Here is a 19,956-nt window from a genome sequence, read left to right as displayed (position 1 = left end):
CGTCGCCTGATCAGGAGGTCCCACCATGGCCGGACACCACACCAACGGAATCATCGATCCCCCCATCGACAACCTGCTCGACCGGGTCGACTCGAAGTACGAGCTCGTGATCTACGCCGCCAAGCGCGCCCGTCAGATCAACGACTACTACTCCGACCTCCACGAGGGCAACCTGTTCGACAACGTCGGGCCGCTCGTCGACTCGTCCGTCGAGGACAAGCCGCTGACCATCGCTCTGCACGAGATCAACGAGGACAAGCTCCGCCTCCGTCACGCCGAGTGACGTCCGATGACCGCACCGCCGACTGATGTCGGCGGTGCGGTCCATCATGGGAGCCACCCCCTTCCTGCTGTCCGATTCCGTTCTGGAGCCCTGATGAGCGCGCTGCGTCTGTTCACGTCCGAGTCCGTCACCGAGGGGCACCCCGACAAGATCTGCGACCAGATCTCGGACAGCATCCTCGACGGACTCATCGCGAAAGACCCCGGCTCCCGGGTGGCCGTCGAGACGCTGGTGACCACCGGTCTCGTCCACGTCGCCGGCGAGATCCGCACCGAGGCATACGTCGACATCCCGACGATCGTCCGCCAGGTGGTCAACGGCATCGGCTACACCTCGAGCGAGACCGGCTTCGACGGAGACTCCTGCGGTGTGAGCATCTCGGTGGGAGAGCAGTCGACCGACATCGCCCACGGCGTCGACAACGCCCAGGAGCACCGCGACGGCGGCTCCATCGATCCTCTCGACGGCCTCGGCGCTGGCGACCAGGGCATCATGTTCGGCTTCGCGACGAACGAGACCCCGCAGCTCATGCCCATGGCTGCGTGGACCGCGCATCGCATCGCGGAGCGGCTCAGCGAGGTCCGACGATCGGGTGCGCTGCCGTTCCTGCGCCCGGACGGCAAGACCCAGGTCACTCTCGGATATGAGGGCTTCATCCCCAAGACCGTGGATGCCGTCGTGCTGTCGACCCAGCACCACCCCGACATCTCGCAGGACGACCTCAAGGCTCAGGTGCGCGAGCACGTGATCGATCCGATCCTGGCCTCCACGGGGCTCGATCTCGGCGACCTCACGTACTACATCAACCCCGCCGGTCCGTTCGTGACGGGCGGCCCCAAGGGCGATGCCGGACTCACCGGACGCAAGATCATCATCGACACCTACGGCGGAGCGGCGCGACATGGTGGCGGTGCCTTCAGCGGCAAGGATCCGTCGAAGGTCGACCGCTCCGGCGCCTATGCCACGCGCTGGGTGGCCAAGAACGCGGTCGCCGCAGGACTCGCCGACCGTCTCGAGGTCCAGGTCGCCTACGCGATCGGGGTCGCTCGTCCGGTCGGTCTCTACGTCGAGACATTCGGCACGGGCAAGGTGTCCGACGAGGTGATCACGCGCGCCATCGACGAGGTCTTCGATCTGCGTCCCCAGGCGATCATCGAGCAGCTCGACCTCCTGCGCCCGATCTACGCGCAGACCGCCGCCTACGGGCACTTCGGACGGGAGTTGCCGGAGTTCACGTGGGAGCGCACCGACCGCGCGGAAGAGCTGCGGCGCGCTGCAGGACTCTGAGGGCCGCATGCCTGATGGCGTCCCTTCTCCTCTGACATCGCAGAGTCGGAGGATCGCGCGCGTGCTCTTGGACTCGCCGCTTCCACAATTGGATCGTCTGTTCGACTACGCCGTGCCTGCGGAGCTCGGAGACGTCCCTCTGGGTGTGCGCGTGCGTGTGCCCCTGCGTACCGCAGGTCGTGTCATCGACGGCTACGTCGTCGAACTCGACACCGAACACGATGGCGACAGGCCACTGTCCGAGGTCGACAGCGTCGTATCCCCGGTGGCGGTGCTTCCGGAGCGTCTCTACCGCCTCGCGCGCCGCGCCGCCGATCGCGCTGCGGGCTCCGCCTCCGACGTCCTGCGGCTCGTCATCCCGAAGCGCCAGGTGCGGGTGGAGAAGGCCTGGAGCGACGACTCCCCGGAGCTCGCCCCATCAGACGAAGCACTCTCGGCCGCATCCGAGCTGATCGCGTCCTACGACTCGCTCGCCGATGTGCTCGATGCGGGCGGCCGGGCCGCGGTCGAGGCGATCCCCGTGCGCCATCATGACGATCCCGGGTGGGCGGCTCTTCTCGCGTCCACAGCGGCGCGGACGCTGGCAGCGGGCCGCTCCAGTGTTCTCGTCGTGCCTGACCACCGCGACCTCGATCAGCTGCTCGCCGCTCTCGGCTCGTATGTCCCTGACCAGGCCGTCGTGCGCTTCGACTCGCGCCAGACGAACCCCGATCGGTACCGCGCGTTCCTCCGCTCGCTCGAGGACGCGCCGTGCATCGTGGTGGGCAATCGTTCTGCGGTGTACGCGCCGGTTCGTGCGGGCGTCGTCGCTGTGTGGGACGACGGCGATCCTCTCCTCGGCGAGCCGCTCGCGCCGTACATCAACGCAAGGGATGCTGCTCTCCTCCGTCAGGAGCAGGAGGGATCCGCACTGCTGTTCGTCGGCCACACCCGCACCACCGACGTCGAACGCCTCGTCGCCCACGGATGGCTGCAGGATGTCCGGGCCGCGCGTCGGGTGCTGCCGCGCGTGATCCTCAGCACACCCCAGGAGATGGATGCTCCGACTGCACAGCGGATGCCGTCGTCCGCGTTCCTCTCCGCACGCGCTGCTGCAGCCGAGGGACCGGTGCTGGTGCAGGTGTCTCGACCGGGGTTCGCGCCGTCGCTGGTCTGCGCCGAATGCCGGGCGCCTGCACGGTGCGCCCACTGCGGCGGACCGCTCGGAGCCAAGCACCGTGGTGCCGTGCCGGTGTGCGCCTGGTGCGGCAGGGGAGCCCGAGCGTGGGCGTGCCCGGCGTGCTCGTCGACCAAGCTGCGCCTCGCGTCCTCGGGCAGCGAGCGGACGGCGGATGAGCTGGGCAAGGCGTTCCCCGGAATCCGGGTCATCGTGGCAGACAGCGCTCATCCGGTCGAGCGCGTCGCCGACAAGCCGGCCCTCGTCGTCGCGACACGGGGGGCCGAGCCGCTGGCGGAGGGCGGATACCGTGCCGTGGTCCTGCTCGACGGACCGAGGATGCTCCAGGCTCCCGACCTGCGGATCGGCGAGTCCTGTCTGCGCTGGTGGTCGAACGCGGCTGCACTCGCGGCTCCCGGTGCTCCCATCCATCTGGTCGGCGTCGACGGAGCGATCGCGCGAGCGCTTGCCACCTGGAGCCAGTCCGCCTATGCGAGGACCGAGCTCTCCGAACGTGCGCCGTTGCACATGCCGCCGGCTGCGAGGGTCGCGCTGGTCGAGGGGTCGACGGCATCCGTGGCGAGAGCGCTGGCGTCGCTGCAGGAGCTCGCTCTGCCCTCCGACGCAGTACTCGGCCCGGTGCCGATCGAGTCTGACGACTACCCGCCGCGTGTCAGGGCCCTGATCCGGTTCGACTACAGCGCGGGTGCCAGGGTCGCCACCACGTTGCGGGCCGCGGTCGTCGCCGAAGCGGTCAGCAACCGGCGGGGCAAGGGCAAGTCGACTCGGAGCGCCCTCACGGTTCGACTCGATATCCTCGATCCGGAACTCTGAACGCGAAGAACCACCTCGCGCTCCGATTTCACCCGATCCACCCCCGCATCCCTCCGGAGCACCTTCATGCGTCTCGTCTTCGCCGGCACACCGTCGGCAGCCGTCCCCACACTCCGCCGCCTCGCGGCCGAGCACGACATCGCTGCGGTCGTCACCCGCCCGGACGCGCCGCTGGGCCGCAAGCGGGTGCTCACGCCGTCGCCTGTCGCTCACGCCGCCGACGAGCTCGGACTGCCGGTCATCAAGGCGGCTCGCCTCGACGACGACGCGACGACCGCCATCACCGCGCTCGATGTCGAGCTCGGTGTGATCGTGGCGTACGGCGGACTCGTTCGCGAGCCGCTGCTCTCCGCACCGACGAAGGGCTGGATCAATCTGCATTTCTCGCTCCTCCCGCAGTGGCGCGGTGCCGCACCCGTGCAGCGAGCTCTGATCAACGGCGATGCGCAGATGGGTGCCAGTGTGTTCCAGCTCGTTCCCGCGCTCGATGCCGGTGATGTCTTCGCGACGCGGGTCGTCGCGGTCGCTCCCGAGGCGACGGCGGATGCCGCACTCGACGTGCTCGCTCTCGACGGCGCCGAACTGACGGCGGAGGTGGTCGCGGCGATCGCCGACGGCACTGCGCGCGCTGTGCCCCAGGAGGGGGAGGCGTCGCTGGCCCCGAAGCTGACTCTCGACGATGGTCTGCTCGATTGGACCCGCCCGCTCAGCGAGGTGTTCGCGCGGTTCCGCGGAGTCACCCCCGAACCAGGCGCCCACACGACCGTCGACGGGATCCGCCTCAAGGTGCTGGAGGCCACTCCCTCGGAAAGCGACGTCGCCCTCGCGCCGGGCGCGTTCACCGCGACCAAGTCCGCTCTCCTCATCGGAACGGCCTCGGCCCCGCTCGCGGTCACGCGGGTGCAGCCCTCGGGCAAGGGCGCGATGAGCGCGGTCGACTGGTGGCGCGGGCAGCGCGACACCGAGAACCTGCGAGCCGGCGCATGAGCGGGCGGCAGGACGACGGCGCACGTCGCGAGCCGCGTCGCGGCGAGTCCGGCCGCGGATCCCGTTCGGGACCGAGCACGCCGCGCGATCAGCGTCCACGTGACGGCCAGGCTCGGGGCGGGAAGCGCGACGGACAGTCCCGCGGCCCGCAGCGCACGGCGCCGCAGCGCACGGTGCAGCCTGCGCGGCGCGTGGCCTACGACGTGCTGCGGGCGGTGTCGGAATCGGATGCCTACGCGAACCTGATCCTTCCGGCCGCGATCGCGGACGCAGGACTCACTCCACAGGACGCCGCTCTCGCCACAGAACTCGCCTACGGCACACTGCGACGCCGCGGAACGTATGACGCGATCATCGCCGCGGCCGCCGACAGGCCTGTCGAGGAGATCGACGCCGGTGTGCTCGACGCGCTGAGACTCGCGACCCATCAGCTGCTCGCGACCCGCGTCGCGTCGCACGCGGCCGTCAACGAGTCGGTGAACATCGTCGCCGCCACACAGGGCCGCGGTGCATCCAGCTTCGCGAACGCCGTGCTGAGGCGAATCTCCCGCGAGACGCCGGGGGAGTGGGAGCAGCGCATCGAGTCCTCCGCGCGGTCGGACGACGAGCGGCTGGCGCTGCGCTCCGCTCACCCCGTCTGGGTCATCCGTGCCCTGCGTCGCGCGTTGGCCGCTGAAGGTCGCGTCGAGGAGCTCGACGACCTCCTCGACGCCGACAACGCCTCGCCGGAGGTCACTCTCGTCGCTCTGCCCGGCCTCGCCGAGCCCGGGGAGCCACGTCGACCGTATGCGCCGACGGCCTACGGATCTCCGGGCGGCGACCCGCACCACGTGATCGCCTCCTCGGGCGGCACGGTGCGTGTGCAGGATGAAGGGTCGCAGCTCGTCGCACTGGCTCTCGCCGAAGCTGCGCCGATCCGTTCCGGCGAACGCTGGCTCGACCTGTGCGCAGGCCCCGGCGGCAAGACGGCGCTGCTCGCGGCGGTCGCGCGACAGCACGATGTGTCGCTGGAGGCGAACGAGGTGGTGCCCACCCGTGCGCGACTCGTCCGCAACGCCCTGCGCGCCGTGCCCGCCGATGTCGTGGTTCATGAAGAGGACGGCCGCACGTTCGGCACCTCCCACGCGGGCCAGTTCGATCGCATCCTCGTCGATGCGCCGTGCACGGGACTCGGGGCTCTGCGGCGGCGGCCCGAGGCGAGATGGCGCAAGACCCCCGGTGATGTCGCCGAGCTGGTGCCGCTGCAGGTCGAACTGCTCTCGGCGGCCCTCGACGCGCTGGCGCCCGGCGGCATCGTCGCGTACGCGACCTGCTCGCCGCATCTCGCCGAGACGACGGGCGTCGTCCAGGAGGTGCTCCGTGGCCGCACCGACATCACCGAGCTCGATGCGCGTGCGGTCCTCGAGGGTGTCGTGACCTCACCGATCGATCTCGGCAGCGACGGCACCGGGCGGGTCCAGCTGTGGCCGCACCGGCACGGGACCGATGCGATGTTCCTCGCGCTCCTCCGACGAGCCGACACCGATCAGCGCGACGCCAGCGCCGAGCAAGGAGACTAGAGAGTGGACCTGCCCCGCGCACCGCGCATCAACCCCAGCATCCTGGCCGCCGACTTCGTGAACATGCAGCGTGATCTCGCCAAGATCGCCACTGCCGACTTCGCGCATGTCGACGTCATGGACAACCACTTCGTCCCGAACCTCACGTTCGGGCCGCAGATGGTCGAGCGGATCCAGGCGACCAGCCCGATCCCGCTCGACGTGCATCTGATGATCACCGACCCCGAGCGGTGGGCTCCCGCGTATGCGGAGCTCGGTGCCGCGAGCGTCACGTTCCACCTCGAGGCCGCCGCCGATCCGATCTCGCTGGCCCGCACTCTGCGCAGCATCGGGGCGAGGGCCGGAGTGGCGATCAAGCCGGACACCCCCGCGGACGGTCTCTACAGCGTGCTCGAGGAGTTCGACCAGATCCTCGTGATGACCGTCGAACCAGGGTTCGGCGGGCAGGGATTCATACCCGAGACGATGCCGAAGCTGCGCGCTCTCGCCGACGAGGCGAAGCGGCGAGGGTCGAACGTCTGGCTGCAGGTCGACGGCGGGATCTCCGATGCGACGATCGAGGCGGCGGCCGCCGCCGGCGCAGACACCTTCGTCGCAGGATCCGCGGTCTACGGCGCCGACGACGTCGAGGCGGCCGTCACCCGGCTCAGAGACCGCGCCAGAGCCGCTAGCCTGGAATCGTGAAGACTTTCGACGAGCTGTTCGCCGAGCTCAGCGTCAAGGCCGAGACCCGCCCCGAGGGATCAGGCACGGTTGCAGAGCTCGACGGCGGCGTGCACACGATCGGCAAGAAGATCGTCGAGGAGGCTGCCGAGGTCTGGATGGCGTCCGAGTACGAGTCCGACGAGGCCGCTGCAGAGGAGATCTCGCAGCTGCTGTACCACGTGCAGGTGATGATGCTCGCGAAGGGCCTGAGCCTGCAGGACGTCTACCGACATCTGTGAAGCGCTCCGCCCCACTCGCTTCGATCTGAAGGCATCCCATGCTGCGCATTGCTGTTCCCAACAAGGGCTCTCTCTCCGAGACAGCCGCCGACATGCTCGCGGAGGCCGGCTACGCCGGTCGCCGTGACCCCAAGACGCTCCACGTCGTCGACAGCGACAACGACGTCGAGTTCTTCTACCTCCGTCCGAAGGACATCGCGACGTACGTCGGCTCCGGCGCCATCGATGTCGGCATCACGGGTCGCGACCTGCTTCTCGACGCCCGCATGCCCGGCGCGCGCGAGATCGAGGCGCTCGGCTTCGCCGGCTCGACCTTCCGCTTCGCCGCGCCCTCGGGGCGCTACACCGAGGTGTCCGAGCTCGACGGTCTGCGCATCGCGACGTCGTATCCCGGTCTCGTCGACGCGTTCCTCGATGAGCGCGGAATCGCGGTCGACCTCGTGCCGCTCGACGGTGCGGTGGAGTCCGCCGTGCGCCTCGGTGTGGCCGACGCCGTGGCTGACGTCGTCGAGACGGGCACGACACTGCGTCAAGCGGGGCTCGACGTCTTCGGTCCCGTGATCCTGCAGTCCGAGGCCGTGCTGATCGCCGGTCCGCAGGATGCCGAGGGATCCGAGACGCTTCTCCGCCGTCTCCGCGGCGTCATGGTGGCCCGCCGGTTCGTGATGATCGATTACGACCTGCCGCTCGCTCTGCTCGACGACGCCGTGAAGATCGCCGGCGGCATCGAGTCTCCCACCGTCTCGCCCCTGCGCGACCCCGAGTGGGTCGCGGTGCGGGTCATGGTGGCCCGCGCGCGGGTCAACCCCGTGATGGATGCGCTCTACGCTCTCGGTGCCCGAGCGATCCTCGTCACGGCGATCCACAACGCGAGGCTCTGATGGCGCTCGCGAGTCGCGTCATCCCCTGCCTCGACGTCGCCGCCGGCCGCGTCGTCAAGGGAGTCAACTTCGAGAACCTGCGCGACATGGGCGACCCGGTCGAGCTTGCCCGCCACTACGCGGCGCAGGGCGCCGATGAGATCACCTTCCTCGACGTGACCGCGACGGTCGATGCACGCGCGACGACCTACGACGTCGTCCAGCGCACCGCCGAGCAGGTGTTCGTGCCGCTGACGGTCGGCGGGGGAGTCCGCAGCGTCGACGACGTGTCACGCCTGCTGTCCGTCGGAGCCGACAAGGTCGGTGTGAACTCCGCTGCGATCGCGCGCCCCGAGCTGATCGGCGAGATCGCCGACCGCTTCGGGGCGCAGGTGCTCGTGCTGTCGCTCGATGTCAAGCGGGCCGACACGACCGCATCCGGCTTCGTGGTCACCACCCACGGCGGACGCACGCAGACCACCCTCGACGCACTCGACTGGGCGCGAGAGGCCGCTGAACGCGGCGCGGGCGAGCTGCTCGTCAACTCGATCGACGCCGACGGCACGCGAGACGGCTTCGATCTCGAGCTGGTGAAGCTGATGCGCGAGGCAGCCTCGGTGCCCGTGATCGCGTCGGGCGGAGCAGGCAAGGCCGCAGACTTCGCTCCGGCGATCAAGGCCGGGGCGGATGCGGTTCTGGCAGCCAGCGTGTTCCACACCGGCGCGCTCACGGTCGGCGACGTGAAGGATGCACTGCGTGCGGAAGGAGTGCTCGTCCGATGAGCGACGTCGAAGAGCGCATCGCGCAGGTCGCCTTCAATGACGACGGTCTCGCACCGGTGATCGTGCAGCAGTGGGACACTGCAGAGGTCCTGATGCTCGCCTGGGTGGATGCCGAGGCGCTGCGACGTACCCTCACCACCGGACGTGCGGTCTACTGGTCTCGATCCCGCCGGGAGTACTGGCGCAAGGGCGACACCTCGGGCAACATCCAGGTGGTGCACGAGGCGCGGCTCGACTGCGACGGCGATGCGATCCTGCTTCGTGTCGACCAGACGGGACCGGCCTGTCACACGGGCACGCGTACCTGCTTCGACACGACCGACCTGCAGGCCGTCGAGGGGGGCTCCGCAGAATGACGCTCGCACGCAGAGGCCGGTCGATCGCCGTCTCGGGGTTCCTCCTCTCCGGTGCGATCGGCATCATCTCGTCGACGCAGACCTGGCTGACCGTCGCGCGCACCGATGCGGGAGAGGCGATCCTCGTGCCCGGGGCGTCCGCGCTGCCCTTGCTCGCGCCTCTCAGCCTCGCCGTGCTGGCGCTCGGCATCGCGCTCTCGATCGTCGGTCCCGTGCTCCGGCTGATCTTCGGCGTGCTCGCCACCGCTGCCGCGCTCTTCCTCGGGTGGACGACGCTCCAGTTGGTGCTGACCGAGCCGCTGAGCGCCGTCGGCCCCACCGTCACCGAGACGACCGGTCTCGCCGGGAGCTCGGCGATCACGGACGTGGTCGCCGGCATCGAGCTCTCCGCCTGGCCCGTCATGACGCTCATCGGCTGGGTCATCCTGCTCGCGGCATCCCTCGTCGTGCTCATCACGTGGCGCCGCTGGAAGCGCGGCGGCCGCCGCTACCGCACCGATGCCGCACATGTGGACGCGACCGCCGGCCCCGTGGACGCGATCGATTCGTGGGACGACCTGTCTCGCGGAACCGACCCGACGCGATGACCCCGATAGACTTGACCCGAACCAGCACGTCGTCCCCCGGAGGAGACCATGACCAACCCGATCGCTGACCCCGGCCACGGACACTCGCCTGCCGCATGGACGGGCGTCATCATCATGCTCGCCGGCTTCACGATCGGCACGCTGGCGTTCTGCCTCGCCGAGTTCAGCCCCGTCTGGGTCGCCCTGATCTGGGTCGGCGCGGCCATCATCCCGATCGGCGCGCTCGTGGGCTGGCTGCTCGCGAGGGCCGGCTACGGCGTGAAGGGCCCCAAGTACTCGCCGAAGGCGCACTAATGGTGCTCGCCGACCTCACGGCCGGCGCAGTCGCAGACGCTGAGCGTCGCGCTCTCACCAGGCCACTGGCCGAGGTGGAACGCGATGCTCTCGCACGCCCCGCCGCCAAGGACGCCCTGGCGTTCCTCGCTCCCGCCGAGCGCGTGAAGATCATCGCCGAGGTGAAGCGCGCGAGCCCGTCGCGTGGCGCCCTGGCCGAGATCCCGGATCCCGCTTTCCAGGCGTCGCTGTACGAGACGGGCGGCGCGTCGGCGATCAGCGTCCTGACCGAGGAACGCCGGTTCGGCGGCAGCCTCGCCGATCTCGAAGCCGTCACCGCGCGCGTGTCCCTTCCCGTGCTGCGCAAGGACTTCATCGCGAATCGATATCAGGTCCTCGAAGCACGAGCCGCCGGTGCCGATCTCGTGCTGCTGATCGTCGCGGGGCTCGAGCCGCATGTGCTCCGTGAGCTCTTCGGCTTCATCACCGAGCTCGGCATGACGCCGCTCGTCGAGACGCACTCGGCCGACGAGCTCGAGGTCGCGATCGATCTCGGGGCATCGCTGATCGGCGTCAATGCGCGCGACCTGAAGACCCTCGAGCTCGACCGCGATCTCTTCGGCCGTCTCGTCGACCGGATCCCTGAGACCGCGGTCAAGATCGCGGAATCCGCGGTCCTCACACCTGAAGACGTCAGCCACTACCGCTCAGCGGGCGCTGACGTCGTCCTGATCGGGGAGGCGCTCGTCACGGGCGACCCGGTCGCCACACTCAAGAGCTTCCTGGAGGCGTGATGAGCCTGCGAGACCAGCACGGTCCACTGTTCGGCGACTACGGCGGACGCTACATGCCCGAGTCGCTGATCGCCGCGATCGACGAGCTCTCGGCGGCATACGCCGACGCGATCGTCGATCCGGTCTTCCGCGACGAGCTGGCGTCTCTGCTCAGCTCCTACGCCGGGCGCCCATCGCCGCTCACCGAGGTCGCCCGGTTCGCCGAGCACGCCGGCGGAGCGCGAGTGTTCCTCAAGCGCGAGGACCTCAACCACACCGGCTCGCACAAGATCAACAACGTGCTGGGGCAGGCGCTGCTGACGAAGCGCCTCGGCAAGACCCGCGTGATCGCCGAGACGGGGGCAGGCCAGCACGGCGTCGCCACGGCTACCGCTGCCGCTCTCTTCGGCCTCGACTGCACCATCTACATGGGTGAGGTCGACACCGAGCGCCAGGCGCTCAACGTCGCGCGGATGCGACTGCTCGGCGCCGAGGTGATCGCGGTCACCTCCGGATCGCGCACGCTGAAGGACGCGATCAACGACGCGTACCGCGACTGGGTGGCGAGCGTCGAGACGACCAACTACATCTTCGGCACCGCGGCGGGGCCGCACCCGTTCCCCGCGATGGTTCGGGACTTCCAGAAGATCATCGGCGAAGAGGCTCGCCAGCAGCTGCTCGACGAGGTCGGCCGACTGCCTGACGCGGTCATCGCGTGCGTCGGAGGCGGCTCGAACGCGATCGGAATGTTCGATGCGTTCCTCGACGACGCCGGCGTGAAGCTCTACGGAGTCGAGGCGGCCGGCGACGGCGTCGACACACCTCGCCACGCGGCCTCCATCGAGCGTGGGCGTCCCGGCATCCTGCACGGCGCGAAGACCTACGTCCTCCAGGACGAAGACGGCCAGACGGTCGAGTCGCACTCGATCTCCGCAGGTCTCGACTACCCGGGCGTGGGCCCGGAGCACTCCTGGCTCGCCGACATCGGTCGCGCCGAGTACATCCCGGCGACCGACGACGAGGCTATGCAGGCGCTGCGCCTGCTGAGCCGCACCGAAGGCATCATCCCCGCCATCGAGTCCGCCCACGCCCTCGCGGGCGCCCTGCGCCTCGGACGTGAGATGGGTCCGGACGCCGTGCTCGCGATCTGCCTGTCGGGTCGCGGCGACAAGGACATGGACACAGCAGCCCGCTACTTCGACCTCTACGACGCCGAGGCGCTCGCGCACGATGTCGCCGACGAGAGCGACGCCGAAGCAGCCGCGTCGAAGGGGGAGCCGGAGCTGTGAGCCGCGTCGAACAGGCGATCGCCGCCGCCCATGACGCGGGCCGCAGCGCTTTCGTCGGATACCTCCCCGTCGGCTACCCCGACCTCGAGACGAGCATCCGCGCCGCCATCGCCCTCGCCGAGAACGGCGTCGACATCATCGAGCTCGGACCGCCCTACAGCGACCCGGTGATGGACGGCGCCGTGATCCAGGAGGCGACCACCGCGGCTCTCGCGAACGGCTTCAAGATGAAGGACCTCTTCACGGCCGTGCGCGCGATCACCGACGCCACCGATGTGCCCGTCCTGGTCATGACGTACTGGAATCCGGTGTTCCAGTACGGCGTCGATCGCTATGCGGACGACCTGCTGGCCGCGGGGGGAGCGGGCCTGATCACGCCCGACATCACCCCTGACGTGGCAGGGGAGTGGATCGCAGCGAGCGAGCGCACGGGCCTCGACCGCGTCTTCCTCGCCGCGCCCACCTCGACCGACGAGCGCCTCGACCTCGTCGTGAAGTCGTCCACCGGCTTCGTCTACACCGTCTCGACCATGGGCATCACCGGTGAGCGCACCGAGCTCGACCGCGCTGCGCGCACCCTGGTCGGACGCCTTCGCGAGCACGGCGACATCCGCGCCTGCGTCGGGATCGGCATCTCGACCGCCGAGCAGATCGCCGGAGTCTCCGAATACGCGGACGGCGCCATCGTCGGCACCGCACTCGTCCGCGCCCTCCGCGACGGCGGCATCCCCGCCCTCGCAGAGGTCACCCGAAACCTGGCGGTCGGCACGTCGTCGGCACGCCCCGTACACGAGAACTAGAATCGCACTCATGTCCCTCGCGCTCCACAGCACCTTCAGCGGCGTGCTCGCCAGCATCCCGAGCCCCACGGTCTCCTACATCGACCTCGGCCCGCTCCGGATCCACTTCTACGCGCTCTGCATCATCGCCGGCATCATCGCGGCGGTACTGCTCACCAACCACCGCCTCACCAAGCGCGGTGCAGAGCCGTGGGTCGTGATCGACATCTCGATCCTCGCCGTTCCGCTGGCCATCATCGGCGCGCGCATCTTCCACGTCCTGACCCACCCGAACTTCTACTTCGGCGAGGGCAGGAACACCTGGAATCCCTTCGAACCCGGATCCGTCTGGGCCATCTGGGAGGGCGGTATCGCCATCTTCGGCGCCCTCATCGGCGGCGCAGTGGGCGCGTACCTCGGATGCCGCTGGACCGGCATCCGCTTCTGGACCTTCGCCGACGCACTGGCACCCGGGCTCCTGCTCGCACAGGCCATGGGCCGTTTCGGCAACTGGTTCAACAACGAGCTCTACGGTCTGCCCACCGACCTGCCGTGGGGCCTCGAGATCCCCTCCGACAACTCGGCGTTCCCTCCCGGCCTTCCCGAGGGCACGCTCTTCCACCCCACGTTCCTGTACGAGGTGATCTGGAATGGTCTCGGCGTGATCGTGCTGCTCTGGCTGAGCCGCAAGGCGACCGAGTTCCAGTGGGGAAAGCTCTTCGCCATCTACCTCATCTGGTACAGCGCCGGACGTGTGGTCTGGGAGTCGATCCGCATCGATCCGAGCGAGATCATCCTGGGTCTCCGCAGCAACGTGTGGGCCGCCATCATCGGCATCATCGTGGGCATCGCGATCCTCATCGTCCAGTCTCGCCGTCACCCCGGTCTCGAGCCGTCGCCCTACCAGCCCGGCCGCGGCCGGAAGGACCTCGACGCTGATGTAGAATCGCAGAACAATCCCTCCGATTTCGTGGACGTGAGTGAGCCTCCGTCCGAAGAAGTCGCCGCAGGAGCCAGCGCCACAAGCACCGCTCCCACGGACTCGGAAGGCGCTCGATAGCCACCGGTCCGTGCGGACCCCATCGCATCCACCCGGCCAATGACGCCCCCGGGTCATCCGAAGATCTGAGGACGGTACTGGTGTATTTTCAGCCTCCCTACGGCGCTTCCGGCGCTTACCCCCCGAAGCAGGGCATGTACAACCCGGCGTTCGAGAAGGACGCCTGCGGCCTCGCCATGGTCGCGACCCTCCGCGGCGAGGCGGGCCACGACATCATCGCGCTCGCGCTCGAAGCGCTGCGCAACCTGGAGCACCGCGGGGCGATCGGCTCGGATGCCGGCACCGGAGACGGCGCGGGCATCCTGACGCAGATGCCGGACGCGTTCCTGCGCGCCGTCACCGACTTCGAACTGCCCCCGGTCGGCGAGTACGCCGCGGGCCTGGCATTCCTGCCGCGCGATTCCAGCGAACGCCGCCAGCAGAAGGCCGGCATCGAGAAGATCGCCCGCTCGGAGGGACTCCGCGTCCTCGGCTGGCGCGAGGTTCCGACGGTCAACGACAACCTCGGAAAGCTCGCCGACGAGGCGCGTCCCGCCTTCGAGCAGCTCTTCGTGAGCGCCGGGGGAGCGACGCACTCGGACGCCCCGCTCACCGGCATCGCCCTCGACCGCGTGGCATACCGACTGCGCAAGCGCGCCGGTCACGAGCTCGGCGCCTACTTCGTGACGCTGTCCGCCCGCACTCTCGGCTACAAGGGCATGGTCACGACGCTGCAGCTCGAGCCGTTCTACCCCGACCTGCAGGACGAGCGCTTCATGTCAGAGCTCGCGGTCGTGCACTCCCGCTACTCCACGAACACGTTCCCCTCCTGGCCGCTCGCTCAGCCGTTGCGCATGCTCGCGCACAACGGCGAGATCAACACGGTCGGCGGCAACCGCAACTGGATGCGGGCTCGCCAGTCGCAGCTCGAATCCGAGCTGCTGGGCGACGTCGCGCCGCTGCTGCCGATCTGCACCGACGGTGCCAGCGACTCCGCGTCGTTCGACGAGGTGCTCGAGCTGCTCACCCTCACCGGTCGCAGCCTGCCGCACGCCATCATGATGATGGTCCCCGAGGCATACGAGAAGCAGTCCGACATCTCTCCGGAGCTTCGTTCGTTCTACGAGTACCACTCGAACCAGATGGAGCCCTGGGACGGCCCGGCGGCGCTCATCTTCACCGACGGCACCGTCGTCGGCGCGACCCTCGACCGCAACGGGCTCCGCCCCGGGCGCTGGACCGAGACGACCGACGGCCTCATCGTCATCGGCTCGGAGACCGGTGTGCTCACCTTCGAACCCGAGCGGATCAAGCGTCGCGGACGCCTGCAGCCCGGCAAGATGTTCCTCGTCGACACGTCGCAGCGACGCATCATCGAAGACGAGGAGATCAAGCACGATCTCGCGACCATGCACCCGTGGCAGGAGTGGCTGGATGCCGGTTCCGTGCGGCTCGCGGACCTTCCCGAGCGGGAGCACATCGTGCACCCGCCCGCATCGATCACCCGCCGTCAGCGCACCTTCGGCTACACGGAGGAGGAGGTGCGCATCCTGCTGACCCCGATGGGCCAGAACGGTGTCGAGCCTCTCGGCGCGATGGGATCCGACACTCCGATCGCGGTGCTCAGCAAGCGTCCCCGCCTGCTCTTCGACTACTTCACTCAGCAGTTCGCGCAGGTGACCAACCCGCCGCTCGACTCGATCCGCGAAGAGGTCGTCACGAGTCTGAAGCTCGGTCTCGGCCCCGAGAGCAATCTGCTCACCTGGGGTCCCGACCACACCCGCACGGTGTCGCTCGACTTCCCGGTCATCGACAACGACGAGCTCGCGAAGATCCGTCACATCGACAAGGCTCTTCCCGATCGCTCCAGCGTGACGATCAGGGGCCTGTACCACTTCGACGCCGGCTCGAACACGCTCGAGAAGCGTCTGACCGAGATGTGCGACGAGGTCGATGAGGCCATCGAGAGCGGTGCCGAGTTCATCATCCTGTCGGATCGCGACTCGAACAAGGATCTGACCCCGATCCCTTCGCTCCTCATGGTCTCGGCCATCCATCACCACCTGATCCGTCGTGAAAACCGCATGAAGGTCGGTCTGATCGTCGAGGCGGGTGACGTCCGCGAGGTGCATCACGTCGCGACGCTGATCGGATACGGCGCGTCGGCGGTCAACCCGTACCTCGCGATGGAGACCGTCGAGCACCTGGTGCGCACCGGCTACATCACCGGCATCAGCCCCGAGAAGGCCGTCCGCAACCTGATCTACGCGCTCGGCAAGGGCGTGCTGAAGATCATGTCGAAGATGGGCATCTCGACCGTCTCGTCGTACGCCGGCGCACAGGTCTTCGAGGCCGTCGGTCTGAGCGAGGAGTTCATCGACAAGTACTTCACCCGCACCGAGTCGAAGCTCGGCGGCATCGGCATCCAAGAGATCTTCATCGAGAATCAGGCTCGTCACGATTACGCCTACCCGGAGGATGAGGCTGCTCGCGCTCACGAGCGCCTCTGGACCGGTGGCGAGTACCAGTGGCGTCGCGACGGTTCCCCGCACCTCTTCAACCCGGAGACGGTGTTCAAGCTGCAGCACGCCACACGCGAGCGCCGCTACGACATCTTCCGCGAGTACACCAGGATGGTCGACGATCAGGCGGCGGAGCTCAAGACGCTGCGCGGTCTGTTCTCGCTGCGGACCGGTACGCGCAAGCCCGTGCCGCTCGACGAGGTCGAGCCGGTCTCGGCGATCGTCAAGCGGTTCTCGACCGGCGCGATGAGCTACGGATCGATCTCGAAAGAGGCCCACGAGACTCTCGCGATCGCCATGAACAGGCTCGGCGGCAAGTCCAACACGGGTGAGGGCGGGGAGGATGCCGACCGTCTGCTCGATCCCGAGCGCCGCAGCGCGATCAAGCAGGTCGCCTCGGGACGTTTCGGTGTCACCAGCCTGTACCTCACCGAGGCCGACGACATCCAGATCAAGCTCGCCCAGGGTGCGAAGCCCGGCGAGGGCGGTCAGCTGCCTCCGCAGAAGGTGTATCCGTGGGTCGCGCGCACGCGCGGCGGAACACCCGGTGTGGGACTCATCTCGCCCCCGCCGCACCACGACATCTACTCGATCGAAGACCTGAAGCAGCTCATCTTCGACCTGAAGCGGGCCAACCCCGAGGCGCGGATCCACACGAAGCTCGTCAGCCAGTCGGGCATCGGCGCGGTCTCGGCGGGTGTCGCGAAGGCTCTGAGCGACGTCATCCTGGTCTCAGGTCACGACGGCGGCACGGGTGCGAGCCCGATGAACTCGCTCAAGCACGCGGGAACGCCGTGGGAGCTCGGGCTCGCCGAGACCCAGCAGACGCTGATGCTCAACGGCATGCGCGATCGCGTGGTCGTGCAGGTCGACGGCCAGCTCAAGACGGGACGCGATGTCATCATCGGCGCTCTGCTGGGCGCGGAGGAGTTCGGGTTCGCGACGGCTCCGCTCGTCGTCAGCGGCTGCATCATGATGCGCGTCTGCCACCTCGACACCTGCCCGGTGGGCGTTGCGACGCAGAACCCCGTGCTCCGCGAGCGCTTCACCGGCAAGCCGGAGTTCGTCGTGAACTTCATGGAGTTCATCGCCGAAGAGGTGCGCGAGATCCTGGCCGAGCTCGGCTACCGCTCGATCGATGAGATCGTCGGCCGCACCGAGCTGATCGAGGCGAACGCCGCACTCCAGCACTGGAAGGCGGAGGGCCTCGACCTGAGCCCCGTGCTCGAGGGACCGGCATTCCCGGCGAGCGAGCCGCGTCGCAGCCGCCGCACGCAGGATCACGAGCTCGAGAAGCACTTCGACGTGCAGCTCATCGACATCGCCAAGCCGGCGCTCCTCAACGGCGAACCGGTGGTGGTCGAGCTGCCGATCGCGAACACCGAACGCGCCGTCGGGACGATGCTGGGTCACCAGGTCACCTCCCGACACGGCGCCGCGGGGCTTCCCAGCGGCACCATCGACGTCACGCTGCACGGCACCGCCGGTCAATCGCTCGGCGCTTTCCTGCCTTCTGGGATCGTGCTTCGACTCGAGGGCGACGCGAACGACTACGTCGGCAAGGGGCTCTCGGGCGGCGACATCTCGATCCGTCCCGCTCGCGGGGCTGCCATCGCTCCGCACGAGAACGTGATCGCCGGCAACGTGATCGGCTACGGCGCGACGTCCGGGACCATGTATCTCTCCGGCGTGGTCGGCGAGCGATTCCTCGTGCGCAACTCCGGCGCGACCGCCGTCGTCGAGGGAGTGGGCGACCACGCGCTCGAGTACATGACGGGCGGCGTCGCGGTGATCCTCGGCTCGACGGGTCGCAACCTCGGCGCCGGCATGTCCGGGGGAGTGGCCTACATCCACTCGCTCGACAGCGGCAAGATCAACGCCCAGTCGCTCGGCAGCGGCGAGCTCCGGCTCGAACCGCTCGACCGAGCCGACCTCGAAGTGCTGCGGAGCCTGATCGTGGCACACGTGGAGCGCACGGCCTCGCCGCTCGGCTCCGACATCCTGGCACGGTTCGATGAGACCGCAGGCCAGTTCACGAAGGTGCTTCCTCGCGACTACGCGGCAGTCCGCAGCATGCGCGAAGAAGCAGTCGCCGAGGGCATCGACCCCGACGGCGACATCGTCTGGAACCGCATCCTGGAGGTGACCGGTGGCTGATCCCAAAGGTTTTCTGAAGGTCACAGAACGTGAGCTTCCCCCGCGTCGCCCTGTGCCGGTGCGCATCATGGACTGGAAAGAGGTCTACGAGCCCGGCGACCAGGCCGTCCTGAAGCGGCAGGCAGGTCGCTGCATGGACTGCGGCGTGCCGTTCTGTCATCAGGGCTGCCCGCTGGGCAACCTGATCCCCGAGTGGAACGACCTGACCTGGCGCGGCGAGGGCCGTGCGGCGATCGATCGCCTGCACGCGACCAACAACTTCCCGGAGTTCACCGGTCGCCTGTGCCCGGCACCGTGCGAGAGCTCCTGCGTGCTCGGCATCAACCAGCCTCCTGTCACGATCAAGCAGATCGAGGTCTCGATCATCGACGAGGCGTTCGCCAAGGGCTGGGTCGAACCGCAGCCACCGGCCCGCCTGACGGGCAAGACCGTCGCGGTCGTCGGGTCCGGCCCTGCCGGTCTCGCCGCTGCTCAGCAGCTCACGCGCGCCGGTCACACGGTCGCGGTGTTCGAGCGCGACGACCGCATCGGCGGCCTGCTGCGTTACGGGATCCCCGACTTCAAGATGGAGAAGGGGCAGCTCGAGTCGCGCCTTCGCCAGATGCAGGAAGAGGGAACACGCTTCCGCGCCGGAGTAGAGATCGGCAAGGACATCTCGTGGGCCGACCTGCGCGCCCGCTACGACGCCATCGTGATCGCCACCGGATCCACGGTTCCGCGCGACCTGTCGATCCCTGGTCGCGACCTCGACGGAGTGCACTTCGCGATGGAGTACCTGGTCGAGTCGAACCACGCGGTCGCCGGTGACAAGGTGCCGGAGCAGATCACCGCCGAGGGCAAGCACGTCATCGTGATCGGCGGCGGTGACACCGGTGCGGACTGCATCGGCACCGCACACCGTCAGGGCGCGATCAGCGTGACGAACCTCGCGATCGGCAAGCAGCCAGGCACCGAGCGGCCGGGCCACCAGCCCTGGCCGATGATGCCGACGCTGTTCGAGATCTCCTCGGCACATGAAGAGGGCGGCGAGCGGGTCTTCCTCGCCTCGACCGTCGAATTCCTCTCGAACGATGTCGGCGAGGTGCGCGCGCTCCGCGTCGCCGAGACCGAGTTCATCGACGGCCGCCGGGTTCCCAAGAGCGGGACGGAGCGCGAGATCCCCGCAGATCTCGTACTGATCGCGATGGGCTTCACCGGTCCGGAGCAGGACGGCTACTCCGAGGACACCCTCCCGCAGGTGACCGACCGCGGTGCCTTCCGACGCGATGACAGCTACGAGTCCACGGTTCCCGGCGTCTTCGTCGCCGGCGATGCCGGTCGCGGACAGTCGCTGATCGTCTGGGCGATCGCCGAGGGCCGCGCGGCTGCGGCGAACGTCGACCGATTCCTCATGGGGACCACCGTGCTGCCCGAGCCGGTGCGACCACATGAAGTCGCTATCGGTCTCCAGCCCGCGTAGGCTGAGCGGCGGCACCGTCGCCTGATTTCC

18 protein-coding genes are annotated in these 19,956 nt (G+C 68.7%); all 18 read left to right on the top strand.

All coding sequences use genetic code 11. From position 1 onward, the window contains the following. The first annotated feature begins 25 nt into the window (after nt 1–25). Nucleotides 26–283, top strand: coding sequence for a DNA-directed RNA polymerase subunit omega (gene rpoZ, locus ACIPV5_RS10985; RefSeq protein WP_042536631.1), 258 nt, complete (start codon nt 26–28; stop codon nt 281–283). A 93-nt stretch (nt 284–376) separates the two neighbouring features. Further along, a complete protein-coding gene (metK, locus tag ACIPV5_RS10980; RefSeq protein ID WP_400341025.1) occupies nt 377–1,570 on the top strand; it encodes a methionine adenosyltransferase in 1,194 nt (397 codons plus the stop codon). A 7-nt stretch (nt 1,571–1,577) separates the two neighbouring features. After that, nucleotides 1,578–3,560: a primosomal protein N' gene (locus ACIPV5_RS10975; protein ID WP_400341024.1), complete on the top strand. Its 1,983-nt coding sequence runs from the start codon at nt 1,578–1,580 to the stop codon at nt 3,558–3,560. A gap of 66 nt (nt 3,561–3,626) precedes the next feature. Continuing rightward, a complete protein-coding gene (fmt, locus tag ACIPV5_RS10970; RefSeq protein ID WP_400341023.1) occupies nt 3,627–4,547 on the top strand; it encodes a methionyl-tRNA formyltransferase in 921 nt (306 codons plus the stop codon). Continuing rightward, on the top strand, nt 4,544–6,106 hold the full coding sequence (locus ACIPV5_RS10965) for an RsmB/NOP family class I SAM-dependent RNA methyltransferase (protein ID WP_400341022.1): 1,563 nt from the start codon (nt 4,544–4,546) through the stop codon (nt 6,104–6,106). Before fmt ends, ACIPV5_RS10965 begins: the two co-directional genes overlap by 4 nt. A 3-nt stretch (nt 6,107–6,109) precedes the next feature. After that, nucleotides 6,110–6,790: a ribulose-phosphate 3-epimerase gene (gene rpe / locus ACIPV5_RS10960; RefSeq protein WP_400341021.1), complete on the top strand. Its 681-nt coding sequence runs from the start codon at nt 6,110–6,112 to the stop codon at nt 6,788–6,790. After that, on the top strand, nt 6,787–7,050 hold the full coding sequence (locus ACIPV5_RS10955) for a phosphoribosyl-ATP diphosphatase (RefSeq protein ID WP_017202142.1): 264 nt from the start codon (nt 6,787–6,789) through the stop codon (nt 7,048–7,050). Before rpe ends, ACIPV5_RS10955 begins: the two co-directional genes overlap by 4 nt. Nucleotides 7,051–7,088: 38 nt before the next feature. Further along, complete coding sequence (gene hisG, locus ACIPV5_RS10950) at nt 7,089–7,931, top strand: ATP phosphoribosyltransferase (protein WP_053096106.1); 843 nt, start codon at nt 7,089–7,091, stop codon at nt 7,929–7,931. Beyond that, entirely contained in the window at nt 7,931–8,692 is a 762-nt protein-coding gene (gene hisF, locus ACIPV5_RS10945; RefSeq protein ID WP_053096104.1) for an imidazole glycerol phosphate synthase subunit HisF, read from the top strand. The genes hisG and hisF overlap by 1 nt, the downstream gene beginning before the upstream one ends. Further along, on the top strand, nt 8,689–9,048 hold the full coding sequence (gene hisI, locus ACIPV5_RS10940) for a phosphoribosyl-AMP cyclohydrolase (protein WP_056278765.1): 360 nt from the start codon (nt 8,689–8,691) through the stop codon (nt 9,046–9,048). The genes hisF and hisI overlap by 4 nt, the downstream gene beginning before the upstream one ends. Continuing rightward, nucleotides 9,045–9,635, top strand: a complete 591-nt coding sequence (locus ACIPV5_RS10935; protein WP_285365525.1) for a Trp biosynthesis-associated membrane protein — start codon at nt 9,045–9,047, stop codon at nt 9,633–9,635. The genes hisI and ACIPV5_RS10935 overlap by 4 nt, the downstream gene beginning before the upstream one ends. Nucleotides 9,636–9,683: 48 nt before the next feature. Continuing rightward, nucleotides 9,684–9,929, top strand: a complete 246-nt coding sequence (locus ACIPV5_RS10930; protein ID WP_053096098.1) for an HGxxPAAW family protein — start codon at nt 9,684–9,686, stop codon at nt 9,927–9,929. Nucleotides 9,930–9,931: 2 nt separating this feature from the next. Further along, nucleotides 9,932–10,702: an indole-3-glycerol phosphate synthase TrpC gene (trpC, locus tag ACIPV5_RS10925; protein ID WP_400341264.1), complete on the top strand. Its 771-nt coding sequence runs from the start codon at nt 9,932–9,934 to the stop codon at nt 10,700–10,702. Further along, the gene (gene trpB, locus ACIPV5_RS10920) at nt 10,702–11,970 is read left to right on the top strand and encodes a tryptophan synthase subunit beta (protein WP_053096096.1); all 1,269 of its coding nucleotides are present in this window, start codon (nt 10,702–10,704) and stop codon (nt 11,968–11,970) included. Before trpC ends, trpB begins: the two co-directional genes overlap by 1 nt. After that, nucleotides 11,967–12,770: a tryptophan synthase subunit alpha gene (gene trpA, locus ACIPV5_RS10915; protein WP_053096094.1), complete on the top strand. Its 804-nt coding sequence runs from the start codon at nt 11,967–11,969 to the stop codon at nt 12,768–12,770. The genes trpB and trpA overlap by 4 nt, the downstream gene beginning before the upstream one ends. A gap of 10 nt (nt 12,771–12,780) precedes the next feature. Then, nucleotides 12,781–13,809: a prolipoprotein diacylglyceryl transferase gene (lgt, locus tag ACIPV5_RS10910; RefSeq protein WP_400341020.1), complete on the top strand. Its 1,029-nt coding sequence runs from the start codon at nt 12,781–12,783 to the stop codon at nt 13,807–13,809. Between the two features lie 134 nt (nt 13,810–13,943). Continuing rightward, complete coding sequence (gltB, locus tag ACIPV5_RS10905) at nt 13,944–18,467, top strand: glutamate synthase large subunit (protein WP_157538235.1); 4,524 nt, start codon at nt 13,944–13,946, stop codon at nt 18,465–18,467. Further along, complete coding sequence (locus ACIPV5_RS10900; protein WP_053096090.1) at nt 18,460–19,926, top strand: glutamate synthase subunit beta; 1,467 nt, start codon at nt 18,460–18,462, stop codon at nt 19,924–19,926. Before gltB ends, ACIPV5_RS10900 begins: the two co-directional genes overlap by 8 nt. Nucleotides 19,927–19,956 lie beyond the last annotated feature (30 nt).

The organism is Microbacterium sp. NPDC090014 (assembly GCF_044748285.1).
Classification (GTDB): domain Bacteria; phylum Actinomycetota; class Actinomycetes; order Actinomycetales; family Microbacteriaceae; genus Microbacterium.
This window is presented reverse-complemented; position numbering and strand designations above follow the sequence as displayed.